The sequence below is a fragment of the Phormidesmis sp. 146-33 genome, assembly GCF_052939515.1.
On record NZ_JBJPHU010000028.1, the window covers coordinates 1 to 15460 of the forward strand.

Annotated in this window: 14 protein-coding genes, 1 pseudogene and 1 CRISPR repeat array; of the genes and pseudogenes, 13 read left to right on the forward strand and 2 right to left on the reverse strand. The window is 48.0% G+C overall.

What is annotated here, in order from left to right:
- The 7 genes and pseudogenes from ACJ2PR_RS13375 to ACJ2PR_RS13405 form a co-directional block, all read left to right on the forward strand.
- A pseudogene (locus tag ACJ2PR_RS13375) lies at positions 1-264 on the forward strand (hypothetical protein); the annotation flags it as partial.
- The gene (gene cas2, locus ACJ2PR_RS13380) at positions 239-550 is read left to right on the forward strand and encodes a CRISPR-associated endonuclease Cas2 (protein ID WP_446858025.1); all 312 of its coding nucleotides are present in this window, start codon (positions 239-241) and stop codon (positions 548-550) included. The pseudogene ACJ2PR_RS13375 and the gene cas2, both read left to right, overlap by 26 nt.
- 271 nt (positions 551-821) lie before the next feature.
- Positions 822-1742: direct repeats of the CRISPR family, unit length 35 nt; unit sequence GTTTCACAGCCTATTCCCCGCAAGGGGATGGAAAC.
- Positions 1743-2040: 298 nt separating this feature from the next.
- Entirely contained in the window at positions 2041-3069 is a 1029-nt protein-coding gene (gene fni / locus ACJ2PR_RS13385) for a type 2 isopentenyl-diphosphate Delta-isomerase (protein ID WP_446877367.1), read from the forward strand.
- A gap of 354 nt (positions 3070-3423) precedes the next feature.
- Positions 3424-3999: a pyroglutamyl-peptidase I family protein gene (locus ACJ2PR_RS13390; protein WP_446877368.1), complete on the forward strand. Its 576-nt coding sequence runs from the start codon at positions 3424-3426 to the stop codon at positions 3997-3999.
- An 87-nt stretch (positions 4000-4086) separates the two neighbouring features.
- The gene (locus tag ACJ2PR_RS13395; RefSeq protein ID WP_446877369.1) at positions 4087-5433 is read left to right on the forward strand and encodes a DUF3370 domain-containing protein; all 1347 of its coding nucleotides are present in this window, start codon (positions 4087-4089) and stop codon (positions 5431-5433) included.
- 233 nt (positions 5434-5666) lie between these two features.
- Positions 5667-6329: a ribosomal protein L7/L12 gene (locus tag ACJ2PR_RS13400; RefSeq protein ID WP_446877370.1), complete on the forward strand. Its 663-nt coding sequence runs from the start codon at positions 5667-5669 to the stop codon at positions 6327-6329.
- 49 nt (positions 6330-6378) lie between these two features.
- Positions 6379-6759, forward strand: coding sequence for a DUF423 domain-containing protein (locus ACJ2PR_RS13405; protein WP_446877371.1), 381 nt, complete (start codon positions 6379-6381; stop codon positions 6757-6759).
- A gap of 232 nt (positions 6760-6991) precedes the next feature.
- Here ACJ2PR_RS13405 and ACJ2PR_RS13410 read toward each other — a convergent pair whose 3' ends face one another.
- Positions 6992-7234 (reverse strand): antitoxin family protein, encoded by a 243-nt coding sequence (locus ACJ2PR_RS13410; RefSeq protein WP_446869925.1) that lies wholly within the window; start codon positions 7232-7234, stop codon positions 6992-6994.
- A 338-nt stretch (positions 7235-7572) separates the two neighbouring features.
- On the opposite strand from ACJ2PR_RS13410, the gene ACJ2PR_RS13415 reads away from it, so the two are divergent.
- The 6 genes from ACJ2PR_RS13415 (at position 7573) to ACJ2PR_RS13440 (ending at position 13559) form a co-directional block, all read left to right on the forward strand.
- Positions 7573-7944, forward strand: a complete 372-nt coding sequence (locus tag ACJ2PR_RS13415; RefSeq protein WP_446858032.1) for a hypothetical protein — start codon at positions 7573-7575, stop codon at positions 7942-7944.
- 228 nt (positions 7945-8172) lie between these two features.
- Positions 8173-8955, forward strand: coding sequence for an ergothioneine biosynthesis protein EgtC (egtC, locus tag ACJ2PR_RS13420; protein ID WP_446858033.1), 783 nt, complete (start codon positions 8173-8175; stop codon positions 8953-8955).
- On the forward strand, positions 8924-10213 hold the full coding sequence (locus tag ACJ2PR_RS13425) for an SUMF1/EgtB/PvdO family nonheme iron enzyme (protein WP_446877372.1): 1290 nt from the start codon (positions 8924-8926) through the stop codon (positions 10211-10213). Before egtC ends, ACJ2PR_RS13425 begins: the two co-directional genes overlap by 32 nt.
- Before the next feature lie 138 nt (positions 10214-10351).
- Positions 10352-11419, forward strand: coding sequence for an L-histidine N(alpha)-methyltransferase (gene egtD / locus ACJ2PR_RS13430; RefSeq protein WP_446877373.1), 1068 nt, complete (start codon positions 10352-10354; stop codon positions 11417-11419).
- Between the two features lie 432 nt (positions 11420-11851).
- A complete protein-coding gene (locus tag ACJ2PR_RS13435) occupies positions 11852-12478 on the forward strand; it encodes a hypothetical protein (protein ID WP_446877374.1) in 627 nt (208 codons plus the stop codon).
- Between the two features lie 178 nt (positions 12479-12656).
- Entirely contained in the window at positions 12657-13559 is a 903-nt protein-coding gene (locus ACJ2PR_RS13440; protein WP_446877375.1) for a carbohydrate ABC transporter permease, read from the forward strand.
- 261 nt (positions 13560-13820) lie between these two features.
- On the opposite strand, the gene radA is transcribed toward ACJ2PR_RS13440, so the two are convergent.
- Positions 13821-15287, reverse strand: coding sequence for a DNA repair protein RadA (radA, locus tag ACJ2PR_RS13445; protein WP_446858104.1), 1467 nt, complete (start codon positions 15285-15287; stop codon positions 13821-13823).
- Positions 15288-15460: the final 173 nt, after the last annotated feature.

Sequence of the window (15460 nt, forward strand, 5' to 3'; positions counted from 1 at the left end):
ATCCTGTGCTTGTATTGTCGTCAGGGCAATTCAAGTTTTCGGATAGGCACTAAGTGGGCGAATCAGGATGGTGGGATTTATTTGGAGGATGCGGGGCGACGGGTTTTTCTGAAGTATTTTGAGGAGCGGATTTCTGAGGCTGTGACCTATCCAGGATTGGCGGATAAGGTGTCTTATCGACGAGTAATTCAGTTGCAGATTCAGAAGTATAAGCGCTGTTTGCTGGATTCTGTGCCCTATGAGCCGTTTCTACGATCGACGTGAGGCAAAGGCGATGTTGGTTGTGGTGGTTTATGACATTCCGAATGATAAGAGGCGCACAAAGCTGGCAAACTTTTTGGAGGGGTATGGCAGAAGGGTTCAGTATTCTGTTTTTGAGTGTTTTTTGACGCTTGATCAGATGCAGAAAATGGCTGAACAGGTTCGGAAGAAAATCAAGTTAGAGGAAGATAACGTGAGGTTTTACTGGATCTCATCGGATGCGATGGGTCGGACAATTACGCTGGGAAGTTCTCCACCAGAACCTCCTCCATCGGTGTATATTCTCTGATGATTTTTTGAAGAATTTCTTAAGGTTAAAGAGTTTGGGTTGATCTTTTTTCCTGAGTAGTTTATTGTCTTGGGTGTGGTTGTCCCACCCCCTGCTGAACCTTGAAAGCCGCATAGTTTCGTTGACCTGCGTCGATGCCTGTCTGGGTAAGGGTTTCAGGTAGCTTGACCTCTACCTTGTTGACAATAAATCGGAGTTTATTGACACTTAAAATGACCTGCGTCGATTTGGCTTCTAGGATTGAGTCAGGGCTTGCCTTCCTGAACGAAGGGTTTCACAGCCTATTCCCCGCAAGGGGATGGAAACCCGACGAATTAAAAAAAGCAAGCATAATTTATGCCTCCGAGTTTCACAGCCTATTCCCCGCAAGGGGATGGAAACTTGAACCATTTAGATTTATAGCCCACGCTTTGAGGCTAGGGTTGTTTCACAGCCTATTCCCCGCAAGGGGATGGAAACAAGGGAACATAATTCCATGCTATACACCGCTCGCCAATTGTTTCACAGCCTATTCCCCGCAAGGGGATGGAAACTTCGCTATGTGGTCGCCTTGTGAAAACATAAGCACCTGTTTCACAGCCTATTCCCCGCAAGGGGATGGAAACCCCGCAAAGGAATCATTAAAGTTGAGTCCTTTCGTGTTCCATAGTTTCACAGCCTATTCCCCGCAAGGGGATGGAAACTTTTTTCCACTAGTTTCTCCTGCGAGAAGCAGTTGGAGCAGTTTCACAGCCTATTCCCCGCAAGGGGATGGAAACGATCCCATTCAAACCCTTCAGCAGTTTCGCTGAGGTTTCACAGCCTATTCCCCGCAAGGGGATGGAAACCCGCTACAGTCAAAGGCACTTCCATATTTAAAATACGCTAGTTTCACAGCCTATTCCCCGCAAGGGGATGGAAACACAAAACCAAAGCGGACAAAGTAAGTTTACGCATGATGTTTCACAGCCTATTCCCCGCAAGGGGATGGAAACCTTTTGAACACTTATCGAGAGTGCATTTCTGTCAACTGGTTTCACAGCCTATTCCCCACAAGGGGATGGAAACACGAGTTGTTCAACAGTTTCAGTTGGTTCAACCAATTCGTTTCACAGCCTATTCCCCGCAAGGGGATGGAAACAGGTTAAGGAACTCGCTGCATCGGGAGATGGCACATTGTTTCACAGCCTATTCCCCGCAAGGGGATGGAAACGTAATAAAATTTAACAACGACTGAAACCCTTACCCTGTCTGACTTTACCTGGGGACTCATAAGCCCAAGGTCGCAAGTTCAAATCTCGCCTGAGCCTATTCTTACGAATAAAAAATCCTGTAGACCTCATCTGGATAGGATGTGGAATTTTAGATCGTTTGAGAATGCCCTTCTATCCTTCTGAGTGGATGAGGTGTGAGGTGTAAGGTGTGGAAGAGAGACGGAATCGTAGAAAATTGAGAGGGTTGTCTGTGTCAGCACTGCCCGTTCAAACTTAGTAATTCATCCCTCACCCCTTATGTCTGAAACCCAAAATCGTAAAGCCGATCATCTTCGTATTTGCCTGGAAGAAGATGTGCAGTGTCAAGAAACGACCAGTGGACTAGAGAATTATCGGTTCACGCACTGTTGTTTACCAAACCTCGATCGCGCTGAGATTGATTTAACCACGCCCTTTTTACATAAAACACTGAGTGCCCCGATTCTGATTTCTTCGATGACGGGCGGAACGGATTTAGCAAAAACGATTAATTATCGATTGGCGGCGATCGCTCAACATTACCGACTGGCGATGGGGGTTGGGTCGCAGCGAGTCGCGGTCGAAAATCCTCAGGTAGAAGACACGTTTGCGATTAGAGCGATCGCGCCAGATGCTCTGCTGTTTGCCAATTTGGGCGCGGTGCAACTCAACTATCGCTATGGGATTGAGGAATGTTTGCGCGTGGTCGATTTGCTCGAAGCTGACGCGCTGATTTTGCATCTCAATCCCCTTCAAGAAGCGGTGCAAACGAGAGGCGATACCAATTTTCGAGGGTTGTTGGATAAGATTGGCGGTTTGTGCGAGAAGCTGCCCGTTCCTGTAATCGCCAAGGAAGTCGGCAACGGTATATCGGCTCAGATGGCACAGAAACTGATCGAGGTCGGCGTGGACGCGATCGACGTGGCGGGAGCAGGCGGCACTTCTTGGGCAAAGGTCGAGAGTGAACGGGCAGAAGATGCCAAACAGCGCAGATTGGGCAGGGTTTTTGCAGATTGGGGGATTCCGACGGCTGAGTGCATTACGGCGGTGCGGTCGTGTGCGTCTGAGATTCCTCTGATTGCGTCGGGTGGCTTGAGAAACGGATTGGAGATTGCTAAAGCGATCGCGCTGGGGGCAGATTTAGCCGGGTTAGCGCTGCCTTTTCTCAAAGCGGCCAATGATTCAGAAGAGGCGCTGCATCAGTTAGTAGAAATTTTGACCGCAGAAATTACGACGGTGCTGTTCTGCACAGGGAATGCAAATTTGGCGGAACTGCGGCGATCGAATGCCTTACAAAAAAAGTTGTGAATGATTTCTAAACGCTTTGTCTTTGCTAATACCCTTTGCTAATACCAGTTGTTCGTTAAGCTGCACGTCTTTTGATCCCTTATACCGAATCAATCTGTTAATGCTACAGATCCTTCGCCCCCTAAATCCCCCATTCTGGGGGACTTTGAAACCTAGAAAAGTCTTGACCTCTGGGGAACTCCTACATTCAAAGTCCCCCACTCGTGGGGGATTTAGGGGGCTGCAAGATCTGTAGCGTTCAAAAATCAATCTGGTATTAACCTTCCTTAAAAAGAGGAGAAAATAAAAGTTTTAGTTCTCTTCTAAAAGGGTAGAACATGAATTTAAGGTTGCCCATCGCCTATGAATTAACTTATGAACTGTAAAATTCTCGCTACCTCTTTTGCCACCTGGAAAGCGCATCATGTTTCTAATTCTTCAGATGATTTGTTGGGGGCGATCTCTTCGAATTACCCGCAAGGGGTCGCTCCGAGATACCTACAAGAGGTTGCTCCTGTCCATCTTTCTAATTCCAACACTTATCTTCTAAGAAAAGTAACCGTTGATTTTGAATTAGCGCCCCGTCAAGTGATTTCAATGATTGATCTGCTGAAGCCAGAAATTCTGATTTGCTGCGGCATGGCCGAAAATCGAGACAACTTAACTGTAGAGTCAAACGGTAAATCTCAGACTGAAATCCTTGAGACTAAAATCGACTTAAACCACCTGACTGAGGGAACGATCGCTACTCAGATCAGTCACGATGCTGGAAACTTTGTTTGTAATCATCTTTATTATTCAGTTCTCAAATACTTACAGAATCGAGATTTCAAATGTCAGTGTATCTTTGTGCATGTTCCTGTGTTGAATGGGCGAAACTTTAGAACGATCGTAGAAGATTTTTTGATGATCGTCGATCGCCTGAATGCCGGGAAATTTCTTCTTAAATAGCGCGATCGCAGCGAATAACCTTCTAAATTGCTAATGATAATCTGTATGGTAAAATCCCCTCACTACTTGATGCTTTCACGCTGAATAATGTTGTCATTTTTGCCGATTTTGCTCGCACAAGCCACCCCCAACCTGCCCCCCAAAGAGATTATCAAACCTCAAGAAGTTCGCGCGCTACCCGGACAGCTTGACTCGGTTTTGGTCTTCAATAGCAACAGTCCCGAAGTGGTTCAACAAGACGGTATTTTGCTTTCGACCTTTCCTGCGATCGCCAAACGACTGCCTGCCGCTCATCTTGACCAAACCTTTGAAGGTCGCTTTGACATTTTTGCTCATCACATTGCCAAGGCGCTGACTCCCGAAGATTTGAGAACGTTGTACCTGGGAATCATTGTGCATAATCCGGGTCAAGTGCCTGTGACAGTGGATACTCTGCAAGCTGCAAGCTATCTGAGTCAACCGGATGCGCCGTTCTTAGACATTCCTTCTTTTGTGGACAACCCGATCGGAAAGGTGTTTGCGGGCCCTGGCAGTCGAGCAGTCAATGAAGTGATGCGGGGACGACGGCAAGCAGAATTTCCGCCTCAGTTGGTGATTCCGCCAGGGGAGAGCCGGATGATTTTGAATTTGCCGATTCCCGTTAAGCCGTTGACTCCGCCGCTAAATGGACGATCGACACTGATGCGCCTTCACAGTTCGGGTAAGGTCTATCTGGCTAGTCTGGGAATGTTTGCTAAAACGGATGCCAGCGGTAACGAACGCGCTCCCACTCTAGAAGAATGGCAAACTTTGCTGGATACGGGCGATTTGGTGACTCCTCGTGATAAGCCTCCGACACCGCTTTCGGCAACCAAAAATGCCTTTGCTTATGGGCGAGTTGCGGGAGTCGCTGTCGGGTCTCAGTGGATTAGTCAGGTCGTGGATCAAGGCAGCGATCGCTTGAATATTCCCAATCCGGGTCAGGCTTTTTCCTACGGATTTAGTTTGCTGTATCGAGGGACAATGGGCACGGGGCAAAATCAGAATGCCAAAGTCATCAAACGCTATCCTGATACGGCTTATGAGGCACATGGCAACTATGGGATTGAGTACGATTTAGCCATGCCGTTGTACAATCCCACCAACCAAAACCAAACCGTAACGCTGGCTGTAGAGAATCCTTTAAAGCGAGAAGATACTCAGCAGGGACTGCGATTTTTTGAGCCGCCAGCGCGATCGGTCTTCTTTCGCGGCACCGTGAGAATTCGCTATAAAGACGATGCTGGGTTGCCTCAAACTCGCTCTGTGCATTTAGTGTTGCGTCGTGGTCAGCAGGGCGATCCGCTAGTCACTCTAAATCTGAAACCGGGAGAACGCCGTCTGGTCGAGTTTGATGTGATCTATCCCCCAGATGCCACGCCGCCACAGGTTTTGACCGTCAGAACATTGGATTAATGCCAGTTTGATGAACAGCGTTGCTGAATAGCGAGATGATTTGCCCTCATCCCCAACCCGTCTCCCCAAGGAGAAAGGAGCGAGAAATCCTGTCCTATCTCCTTTTGTAGGAGGGTTAGCAAGGGCAGATTTAGGAATTCACACCCGAATTCAGCAACGCCCGAATTAGCACGGCCTTGCACTTTGATAGGCCTCAACGGCTAAGATTGCAGTGAAACTCATGAGTCGTTGATATGGGGCGCGCTAAAACGATCGCAGCAGGCATTCTGTTAGGCATTGGGCTTCCGATTAGCCTTCTAATGGCCATTCCTTTGTTGGATCAAAAAACACCTCCCGAAACTAAAAAAGGCGCTTTTGGGGCGTTGATTATACTGGGGTTGCCGCCGCTTGCGCTGGGTAGTTGGTTGATATTTAGTAACCAGCGAGGCAGTAAGCAGGCAGAACGCGATCGACTTCAAGCGCTTTTCTATCAACTACTCAAAGAAGGCAACGGGCACATTAATGCGCTGCGCTTTTCGATGGAGTCTAAGTTGAGCGGCTCTGAGGCAAAAGCCTACTTAGACGATCGTGCCAAAGAATTCAACGCTTCCTACAACATCAGTGAAGAGGGCAAACTTTCTTACTACTTTGACGGCGATTTTGGTCAGCCTGGTTTGAGCTATAGCCAATTGTCAGAAACCTATGATGTCATTGTTGAATATGTTGCAGATAGCAATCGTCGAAGTGTTATTCAAGTAATCCATGAGTTGACGGGATTGGATTGGAAAAATGTAAAGACAGGTGTCAAAAGAAATTGTCCCTGGACGATCGCTCAAAACGTCAATAAGGCGACGGCCGACCAGATGCGAGGCAAGCTAGAAGCAGCAGGCGCAAAGGTTTTAGTCGTGTTGAGATAGAAGACTTTAAACTAGAGACAGTGACCCTTTTGCACAGATTTAGAATCTTATGATGACGCGAATTTTTCTGACGATCGCTCCCATTCTAGCCGGACTCTCGGTTGCCTTCGGTGCGTTTGGTGCCCATGCGTTAAAGGACAAATTGAGCGATCGCTCTCTCGAAATTTTTGAAACAGGGGCCCGCTATCAGATGTATCACGCTTTGGCCTTACTGCTGGTTGCGGTGCTAATGAGTCGCGCTGAAACGGATCAAACCCTTCTAACCGTTACAGGGTCAGCCTTTCTCATTGGAATTTTTCTATTTTGTGGCAGTCTCTACGCCCTGAGTTTCACTGGCATCAAGATTTTGGGCGCAGTGGCTCCTTTAGGCGGATTAGCATTCATAGTTGGGTGGGCTTGTCTAGCAATCGCTGCCTGGAGTTATAAATAATTCCTCAAAGTTCTTCAATCAACACATAGATAGTACGATCGCTTGCGGATCTGAGAACTTAAAGCTAATCTTCCGTTCAAAGTCCCCCAGAGTTGGGGGGTTGGGGGGCATAAGGGCTGATTAACGAAGCGGAAAAACTCGTCGAACTCATGCTAAATCAGATATGAGAGATGCTGCAATGCTCTGCTTGGCGAGATCACGAGGATCAGTGATGTAGATCAAAATATTGGTATCAACGGCGTTCATGCAGCATTTCTCGTGTAAACCGAGGAGCATCAAGTGGAATTGGATTTTGCTGCATTCGCTCAATGAGGGTTTTGAGAAACTGTTGCTTAACTTCTATATCAGAAATAGATGGCGAAATAACTTGAGGGGCTTGAATCAACAACTCAACTTCAGTGCCTTCAGGTAACTCAAAGTCTGTTTGAAGAATGAATGCACCATTATGATAAGTTGCTTTTAGAGCTTGAGGCATCAGGAAACTCCTCGCTAGTTGCTATCCTTCAAGCATAGCCGATCGTTCCTCTCTCAAAAATTCAGGATTCCAAAAAACGAAGAACTCTTGTAGAATATTCCGCAGGTGGATATCACGCCCCGGAAACCAGATTTACCAGATCCGATCTCCGAGGACTTCCACCTAAGTTATCGGTACTAACTTTGGAGGCGTTCATGATTGTACTACGTCTGCTTTGCGATGGGATCTTGAAAGGTTGGAATCAAGATCCTGCATACAGTTCATATCTTTGGGGAACCTCTGAGCAACTGCTTTGTAGTTCCCCATCCTCTTTGCACTAAATAGAGGAGGATAACAATATGGCAGTTAGGAAACATCTTCCTGACTCGGTTTCGTTTAGCTTTGAGTTGCAATGCTCATCTGTCAGACGCTATCGAGTCATGGTCACATTGGATTTGCAAGAGCGACTGATTTTTATGTCTTCTGGCATTCTTCCCGATGTAATTGACTTCGTTGACGAATTTGTCGAACAACTCAGCGAGGTTGCCTCGACGAAACTAGCAATTCTCAAATGGGATGGCACGAGCGATTTGACGACTGAATATCAAATCATTCGCGTCTTGCCCGGATATCAAGCCCAACGTTCTTTAGTGAAGTTCAATATCGTGATCGGCGACAGTTCATTAATACATCTGGAGGAATTGCACGACAAAAAGACCATTCAACTATAGAAGTTTAGAAAGAAGTTTAGAAAGAAGTTTAGAGAGCCGTCAATAACTCCTTCTCTGAAAGTCGCCTAGAATGAGGGGCTAAAGGGCTAGACAACAAAGCGGAAAAACTCATCGCATTCACGTCAACCTGGTGGTCTGCGGCTCTCTAAAATCATCCGATCGACAGACATTCAGCCAACTCTAAGGCGATTGTGTCAAGATGCAAAAAGTGAAATCTTCTAAAGTCTTATGTGTCGCTTGTTTGGTTATCTTGGTTCGCCCGTCCAACTCGATCGCTTACTCACTCAACCCGAACATTCTCTCATCGTCCAGAGCTATCAACCTCGCGAAATGACCGCAGGAACGATGAATGCCGATGGCTATGGTTTGGGTTGGTATCACCCTCAACGCGACACAGAGCCGTTTCTCTACAAAAACATTCTGCCGATCTGGAATGATATCAACTTGCCCAGTTTGAGTCGCTATATCGAATCGGGCTGTATTTTGGCAAACGTGCGGAGCGCCACCGCTGGACTGGCCGTTGATTTGAGCAATTGTCAGCCTTTTCAGCATTCTCTCATCTTGGCCATGCACAATGGCTTTATTAAAAACTTTCGGCAGACTTTGTATCGACCGATTCGCGATCGTCTCAGTGATCTAGCTTATCAATTGATCAAAGGTAATACCGATTCAGAACACTTGTTTGCGCTGCTGATTGACGAACTACAAACGACCGATAGTTTGGCCCAAGCCCTCAATCAAACGATCAAACTCGTGGCTCAACTCGCTGACAAACAAGAAACGCCGTTTTCTGCCAATCTAATGGTTAGTGATGGTCAGCAATTGGTGGTGTCTCGCTATGCCGATCGCCTCAAAGTTCCGACCCTTTATTGGCTGCGCGATCATCCCAGCTTTCCTCAGTCGGTGATGGTGGCCTCTGAGCCGATTTTTCCAGGAAACTGGCACCCCTTGCCAGATCGCTGCGTTGCAATTCTAAAACATGACCACGACCCCGAAATTTGCCCCCTCTAAAGTCCGTCTCAAATTCTGGATGCAGGACTGTCGATCGCTCACCCTATCTCTGTTTGAGAATCTGGATTACGAAACATTCTGTTGTCAAGCTCATGCTGATTTCAGTCCGATCGGTTGGCACTTGGGTCACATTGCTTACACTGAGGCTCTGTGGCTTTTACAGCGCTGTGCAGGTCAGCCGCCCATCTTTCCTGAATATCATCGCTTGTTTGCTCAGGGTGGCTTGCCCAAGGGCGATCGCGTCCATTTGCCTCCCCTTGGTGAAGTTTTGCACTATTTGGAAGCGGTACGATCGCAGGTTTTTGACTACTTAGAAACGGCACCGCTAGAAACTGAAGAACGCCTGTGGAAATGGTTACTTCAACACGAAAGCCAACATGCCGAAACCGTTGCGATCGTTCTAAAACTACAGGAAAGAAACCAGCGACTAGATGTAAATAAAACAGATGTAAATAAAACAGATTTCATAACAGATTTTATAAACTTCTCAAATCAAAATGCTCCAATGATCTGCATTCCAGCAGGCTATTTTGAGCAGGGGAGTGAAGCGATCGCAGCAATGGATAATGAACGCCCGACTCAACAGGTTTATTTAGACACTTACTGGATCGATCAGTTTCCGGTGACTTGTGGCGCGTATCGATCGTTCATGCAGTCAGGGGGCTATCAGAATGCAAAGTGGTGGTCAGACGCGGGTTGGCAATGGCTGCAAAAAACCTCTCTGACTGAGCCGCTTTATTGGCGAAATGATCCAACTTACGACGACCATCCCGTTTGCGGTGTGAATTGGTTTGAAGCAGACGCATACACTCGATTTGTAGGCAAACGCTTGCCAACCGAAGCCGAATGGGAAAAAGCCGCAAGCTGGAATTCTGGAGAGCAACGTCGTGCAGGTCTCTCAAAAACCTATCCCTGGGGCAACGAGCCACCTGACCCAACTCGCTGTCATCACGCTCAAATGGTAGGAACGTCGCCCGTTCGGTCTCATCCCAAAGGTCAAAGTCACGCAGGCTGTCACGATCTGTTGGGCAACGTCTGGGAATGGACAGCTTCCTGGTTTGACGGTTACCCAGGATTTGAGAGTTATCCTTATCCTACTTATTCTCAAGCCTATTTTGACGGTCAACATCGCGTCCTCAAAGGTGGCAGTTGGGCGACCTATCCCTGGGCGCTCCGATCGTCCTTTCGCAACTGGTATTACCCCCATGTGAGAGAAATTTTTGCTGGATTTCGAGCCGTCCGCGATACCGAACCGTAGACCTTCAGCGCGATCGTCATGAAATTCTGTCTGATGTGTAGTTGACCAAAGTACGATCGCGCCTCACGCTAGACAAGGGACTTTGGACGGGGACTTTAAAAGCCGCTCACAGGCTCAAGTCCAACAAATCAGACAAGCATGGTGAAAATCAACGGAGGACGCATGTCAACTCAGTTTGCAGGTCGGGATGTTTTCGATCGTCTCAATGTCGTCGATCGCCTCAAGATCGATCATTTGGTCAGCCAGACTCAGCCCTCAGAAGACGAACTTCATCCCGGAAGTGACGTGGTGAGTGGATTGAGCCAGACCCCCAAATCTTTGCCGCCGCGCTATTTTTATGACGATCTTGGCTCTCAGCTATTTGAGCAGATTTGCGATTTGCCAGAATATTATCTAACCCGCACTGAGACGGCGATTTTGCAAGACTGCGCCAATCAGATTGCCCACCTCACAGGTGCTTGCGAAATAGTTGAATTGGGCAGTGGCAACTCGACCAAAACGCGCATTTTATTAGACGCTTATCAGCAGGCTGACTATCCTTTGTGCTATCGCCCGATCGACATCAGTGCAGGCATTCTCGAAAGTAGCGCCCAAGAATTGCTGATCGACTATCCCACGCTCCAGGTTCAGGGACTCGTCGGCACCTATGAACTGGCCCTGCAAAAACTCTCAGCAACTCACCTTCCCAAACGGATGATCTGCTTTATCGGCAGCACGTTGGGCAATCTCAGCCCCCAAGCCTGTGAGGAATTTTTGCAGCAAGTCACCGACGCGCTCCAGCCAGGTGAATATTTTTTACTCGGCATCGACCTTCAGAAATCAAAAACTCAGTTAGAAGCCGCTTACAACGATCGCCAGGGCATCACCGCCGACTTTAATCTCAACATGCTGCGCCATCTCAATCGCCGCTTTGACGGAGACTTTGACCTGACTCAGTTTGAGCATGTTGCTTATTACAACGACACTCAACACCAGATTGAAATGCACTTGCGGAGTTTAACATCGCAGACGGTTCACTTAAACGCCTTAGATTTGACGGTTCACTTTGCCCAAGGCGAGACAATCTTAAGTGAGATTTCGCGCAAGTTTGATCTGACCAACCTTCAACAACAACTTCAATCAAAAATGCTCAACCTGCTACAAGTTTGGACAGATCCCAATCAATGGTTTGGATTGCTTCTCTGCCAACTACGATCGCCTGAGTAATATTCAATTAATCTGGCACTGCGATCGATCTTCGACCTCCCCTAACCTCTCCTCAGTCAGGCGGGGAGCCAGAAAATTAATTCCAACCTTTAAAGCCGTCGGTGGGGGGTAAAGCTCCTATCGCAATGAAAAACTGAATAGTGAAAGGCAATTGAGATGGCGTTGAACAAACTTTTGAACCATCTCCAAAAAAGTTTTCAAAAAAGTGGGTTTGGATCGGCAAATTATTTGTGATACTTTTGCAAAATCCCGCTAAACTTGAGTGGGCTAATGGGAAGCCATGTCTTTAAAGGGCATAGATTTCAAATCTCAGCCCCATCAGGTTAAGCAAAAGGATACGGAGTTTACCTGGATTGCGTCACTCGTTTAAATAAGTTTGAAAAGCAAGCTGCGATCGATTGAAACTAATCCAGAAATTTAAGGTGGTAGGGGATGAGTGATACAACTTCATTTTTAGGAGGAGCCGCATTAGCAGGGCTGGCAGCCGTCATTCTCTTGAGAGGAGGGGTCAGCGCTACTTCTCCGATCGGGACGATGCCCATGCCGACGCTTCAACCATTGCCCACTGCGACAATGCCTCCAGTCGGGACGATGCCTCCTGGGGTCACTCAACCCCCTACCACTTACGATTTAGAAAAACAGCGGGCCGAAACTGACCAGATCAAGGCCCAGCTAGAGCAGCAGCGCGTGCAAACCGAGCAACTCAAGGCGCAAATTCAGAGTCAGCAGGCCTTGATCGAAACGCTAAATGTCCAAAACAAAAATATGCCCCCGGCGATTGCAACCCGCAGTCCCCAGGGACAGGTTAATCCGCTAGAGTCACCCAGCCTCATGACGGGTGTGCTTTGGGCGTTGGGTGGAATGATTTTAGCCTTTGGGGGCGGAATCGCGCTGGTAGGGCTATTTGTGCTGCTTGCGCGTCAACGACCGTCTCGCACGATCGAGGTGATTCATGACGACAACCCTAACTATCTTCCGGCGGGTGCAGTGAGACGGCGATCGCAGGTGTTGCCTCCTCGTCGAGTCATCAAACGGATGGATGCCGAAGATTTTGAGTAAGGTTTGAGTTTACATCCATTCTTCGCAGCGCGTCATCATTTTTGATCCTCTCTAATTTCCTTAAAAAGAGAGAACGTAAAGTGTCTTTTTTAAGCAGGACAAAGGAATCTAATCGACGCAAATCTCATAAAGAATTGGGATTACAATCCTCAAGCTGGCCTATTTTGCTCGATCGTTCATGCACAAGTCGTTGTTCAAAGACTGGCAGTTTCCGCAGCAGCTAACTCCCTATTTGTTTTTGCTTCCCGCGTTGGTGATTTTGGGGCTGACGGTTTTTTATCCAGCGCTGCAAGCGTTTTATTTTAGCTTTACTCGCTATGATTTGCTCACGCCCGCCCAGTGGACGGGACTGACGAATCTCAAACGTCTGTGGGCGGATCAGATTTTTTGGCAGACCTTGAGAAATACGCTGATTTATCTGGTCGGAGTGGTTCCCATTCTGGTCACTTTTCCGCTGGGGTTGGCGATTTTGGTCAATCAAAAACTTCGAGGAATTCGCTGGTTTCGGGTGGCTTACTATACGCCTGTGATTATCTCAATGGTGGTTGCGGGCATTGCCTGGAAGTGGCTCTACGCGGACAATGGATTACTCAATCAACTGCTCAAACTGTTGGGGATTTCTGACGGGATTCCCTGGTTGACGAGTCCGAGTTGGTCGATTTTTAGCGTCATGGTCGTCACCATCTGGAAAGGGTTGGGCTATTACATGGTGATTTATCTGGCTGGGCTGCAAGCAATTCCAGAAGATCTGTATGAAGCGGCGGCGATCGATGGCTCTGATGGCATTGGCAAACATTGGGATATCACCGTTCCTTTAATGCAGCCTTACCTATTGTTGGTTGCCGTTATTTCAGCGATTTCTGCGACCAAGGTTTTTGAAGAAATTTACATCATGACCCAGGGCGGCCCGCTCAATAGTTCTAAAACGATCGTCTATTACGTCTATGAACAGGCCTTCCAGAATCTAGAAATTAGCTACGCCTGCACGATCGGACTGGTGATGTTTTTGATGATTTTGGTGTTGTCGATCGTGCGATTAGGCGTTCAACGACTGACTGATTCTGACCAACCGTTGAGCTGAGTTCAATCTCCAGATTGGCCCTTGCCGCGAAACATTTCATCAAATTGACATCAAGTTAACGTCAGCTTGATGAACGCTTCGCTTTTAGATCCAGGAACGCCCCCTAAATCCCCCACGGGTGAGGGACTTTGAACCAGAATTCCTCTCTTAAAGTCCCCTAAAATCGGGGGTTGAGGGGCAGAAGCCGTGAACAACGAAGCGAAAAAACTCTCATCGAATTGACATCAAGTTAGGACAGACAAATTTTAGAACCGACCAAAATCACTCCTCTTCTTCCGGCGTATCCGTTTGTTTGGGACGGCCCGCCAGCGCAACTGCCATCGCATCGACGACTCGCGAAACCGGAATCACCTCTATTCCCACATCGCCATAAGTGCCCTTGGGCACGATCGCTCGTTTGAATCCCAGCTTTGCCGCTTCCTTGAGTCTGAGTTCCATTTGAGAAACCGATCGTACCTGTCCGCCCAATCCCACTTCGCCAATAATGACGGTTTGCGGATCAACGGAGCGATCGCGAAAACTAGCTGCTACTGCGACCGCTACCCCTAAATCTGCCGCAGGTTCTCCTACATTTAGCCCGCCCGAAGACGCGACATAAGCATCCAGCTTTGATAAGGGAATTCCCACCCGCTTTTCGAGAACCGCCAAAATTTGAAGGAGACGGTTGTACTCGATGCCCGTGGTCGATCGCCGAGGAGAACTGTAGCTAGTCGCACTCACCAACGCTTGCAGTTCTACGACAATGGGACGGGTGCCTTCGCAGGCCACGATCGTCGCGGTTCCGGTAGAGGCTTCATCTCGATTGCCCAAGAAAAGCTCTGAGGGATTGAGAACTTCTTGCAGCCCTTGGTCGACCATTTCAAACACGCCAATCTCATGAGTCGCTCCAAAGCGATTTTTCACAGAGCGTAGGAGACGATGACTGGCAAAGCGATCGCCCTCAAAATACAAAACCGTATCGACGAGGTGTTCTAGAACTTTAGGGCCGGCGATCGCGCCTTCTTTGGTCACATGACCGACGATAAACAGCGTGATGTTCTGGCGTTTGGCCACCTGCATCAGCACCGACGTACATTCGCGTACCTGAGAAACTGACCCCGGAGCCGAAGTCAACGTACTGTAAAAGAGCGCTTGAATACTGTCAATCACGGCCACGGCGGGCTTTAGCGACTCCAGTTCCATTAAAATGGTATCGAGATCGGTCTCAGGCAACAGATACAAATCTGCATCGGGTGCGGAGGGTTCATCTTGGGGAAGCAGCGATCGGTCGTCTTTGCCGATTCCTAGCCGTTGCGCTCTGAGTTTCACCTGCTGTCCCGACTCCTCGGCGCAGACATAGAGCGTTCGATACCTTGTGGCGAGTCGATTTGCGGTTTGGAGTAAAAGCGTTGACTTACCGATTCCAGGGTCGCCGCCGATTAGCACCAGGGAGCCAGGAACAATGCCGCCACCGAGGACGCGATCGAGTTCCACATACCCCGAAGTTAGCCGAGACTGAGGATGGTCTTCAATCTGAGTCAGGGTTTGAGAAGAAACCGCAACGGGCGCACTGCGGCTAGAACGGCTTTTTCCAGAGGTGCGGGTCTGCCCAATGGCGGCCGTCTGCGTCGATCGAACCACCTGCTCTTCCAGCGTATTCCACGTACTACAAGAAGGACACCGACCAAAATATTGAGGAGAGTCTGCCCCACATTGGGTACAAACAAAGTGCGATCGCAGTTTTGGCATGAACAAAAATAAGTGTTAATGATTCGCAACATTTCAGACAAACCTTAAGAAAGTCTGAAATTGAGTAAGAGAAAGGGTTTGACGAACTGAAAATAAAAGATTCAGCCCCTATCTTTAATGATAAAGTATGGAAAAATTAAGCTTTAAAGATTTGACTTAAGGAGCGTTACAGA

Excerpts from the sequence above, each read along its gene's own strand:
- egtC (WP_446858033.1), top strand. The coding sequence starts at position 8,173 with ATGTGTCGCTTGTTTGGTTATCTTGGTTCGCCCGTCCAACTCGATCGC.
- ACJ2PR_RS13400 (WP_446877370.1), top strand. The coding sequence starts at position 5,667 with ATGGGGCGCGCTAAAACGATCGCAGCAGGCATTCTGTTAGGCATTGGG.
- ACJ2PR_RS13410 (WP_446869925.1), bottom strand. The coding sequence starts at position 7,234 with ATGCCTCAAGCTCTAAAAGCAACTTATCATAATGGTGCATTCATTCTT.
- ACJ2PR_RS13395 (WP_446877369.1), top strand. The coding sequence starts at position 4,087 with ATGTTGTCATTTTTGCCGATTTTGCTCGCACAAGCCACCCCCAACCTG.
- cas2 (WP_446858025.1), top strand. The coding sequence starts at position 239 with ATGAGCCGTTTCTACGATCGACGTGAGGCAAAGGCGATGTTGGTTGTG.
- ACJ2PR_RS13405 (WP_446877371.1), top strand. The coding sequence starts at position 6,379 with ATGATGACGCGAATTTTTCTGACGATCGCTCCCATTCTAGCCGGACTC.
- egtD (WP_446877373.1), top strand. The coding sequence starts at position 10,352 with ATGGTGAAAATCAACGGAGGACGCATGTCAACTCAGTTTGCAGGTCGG.
- ACJ2PR_RS13415 (WP_446858032.1), top strand. The coding sequence starts at position 7,573 with ATGGCAGTTAGGAAACATCTTCCTGACTCGGTTTCGTTTAGCTTTGAG.
- ACJ2PR_RS13390 (WP_446877368.1), top strand. The coding sequence starts at position 3,424 with ATGAACTGTAAAATTCTCGCTACCTCTTTTGCCACCTGGAAAGCGCAT.
- ACJ2PR_RS13425 (WP_446877372.1), top strand. The coding sequence starts at position 8,924 with ATGACCACGACCCCGAAATTTGCCCCCTCTAAAGTCCGTCTCAAATTC.
- radA (WP_446858104.1), bottom strand. The coding sequence starts at position 15,287 with ATGCCAAAACTGCGATCGCACTTTGTTTGTACCCAATGTGGGGCAGAC.
- fni (WP_446877367.1), top strand. The coding sequence starts at position 2,041 with ATGTCTGAAACCCAAAATCGTAAAGCCGATCATCTTCGTATTTGCCTG.
- ACJ2PR_RS13440 (WP_446877375.1), top strand. The coding sequence starts at position 12,657 with ATGCACAAGTCGTTGTTCAAAGACTGGCAGTTTCCGCAGCAGCTAACT.
- ACJ2PR_RS13435 (WP_446877374.1), top strand. The coding sequence starts at position 11,852 with ATGAGTGATACAACTTCATTTTTAGGAGGAGCCGCATTAGCAGGGCTG.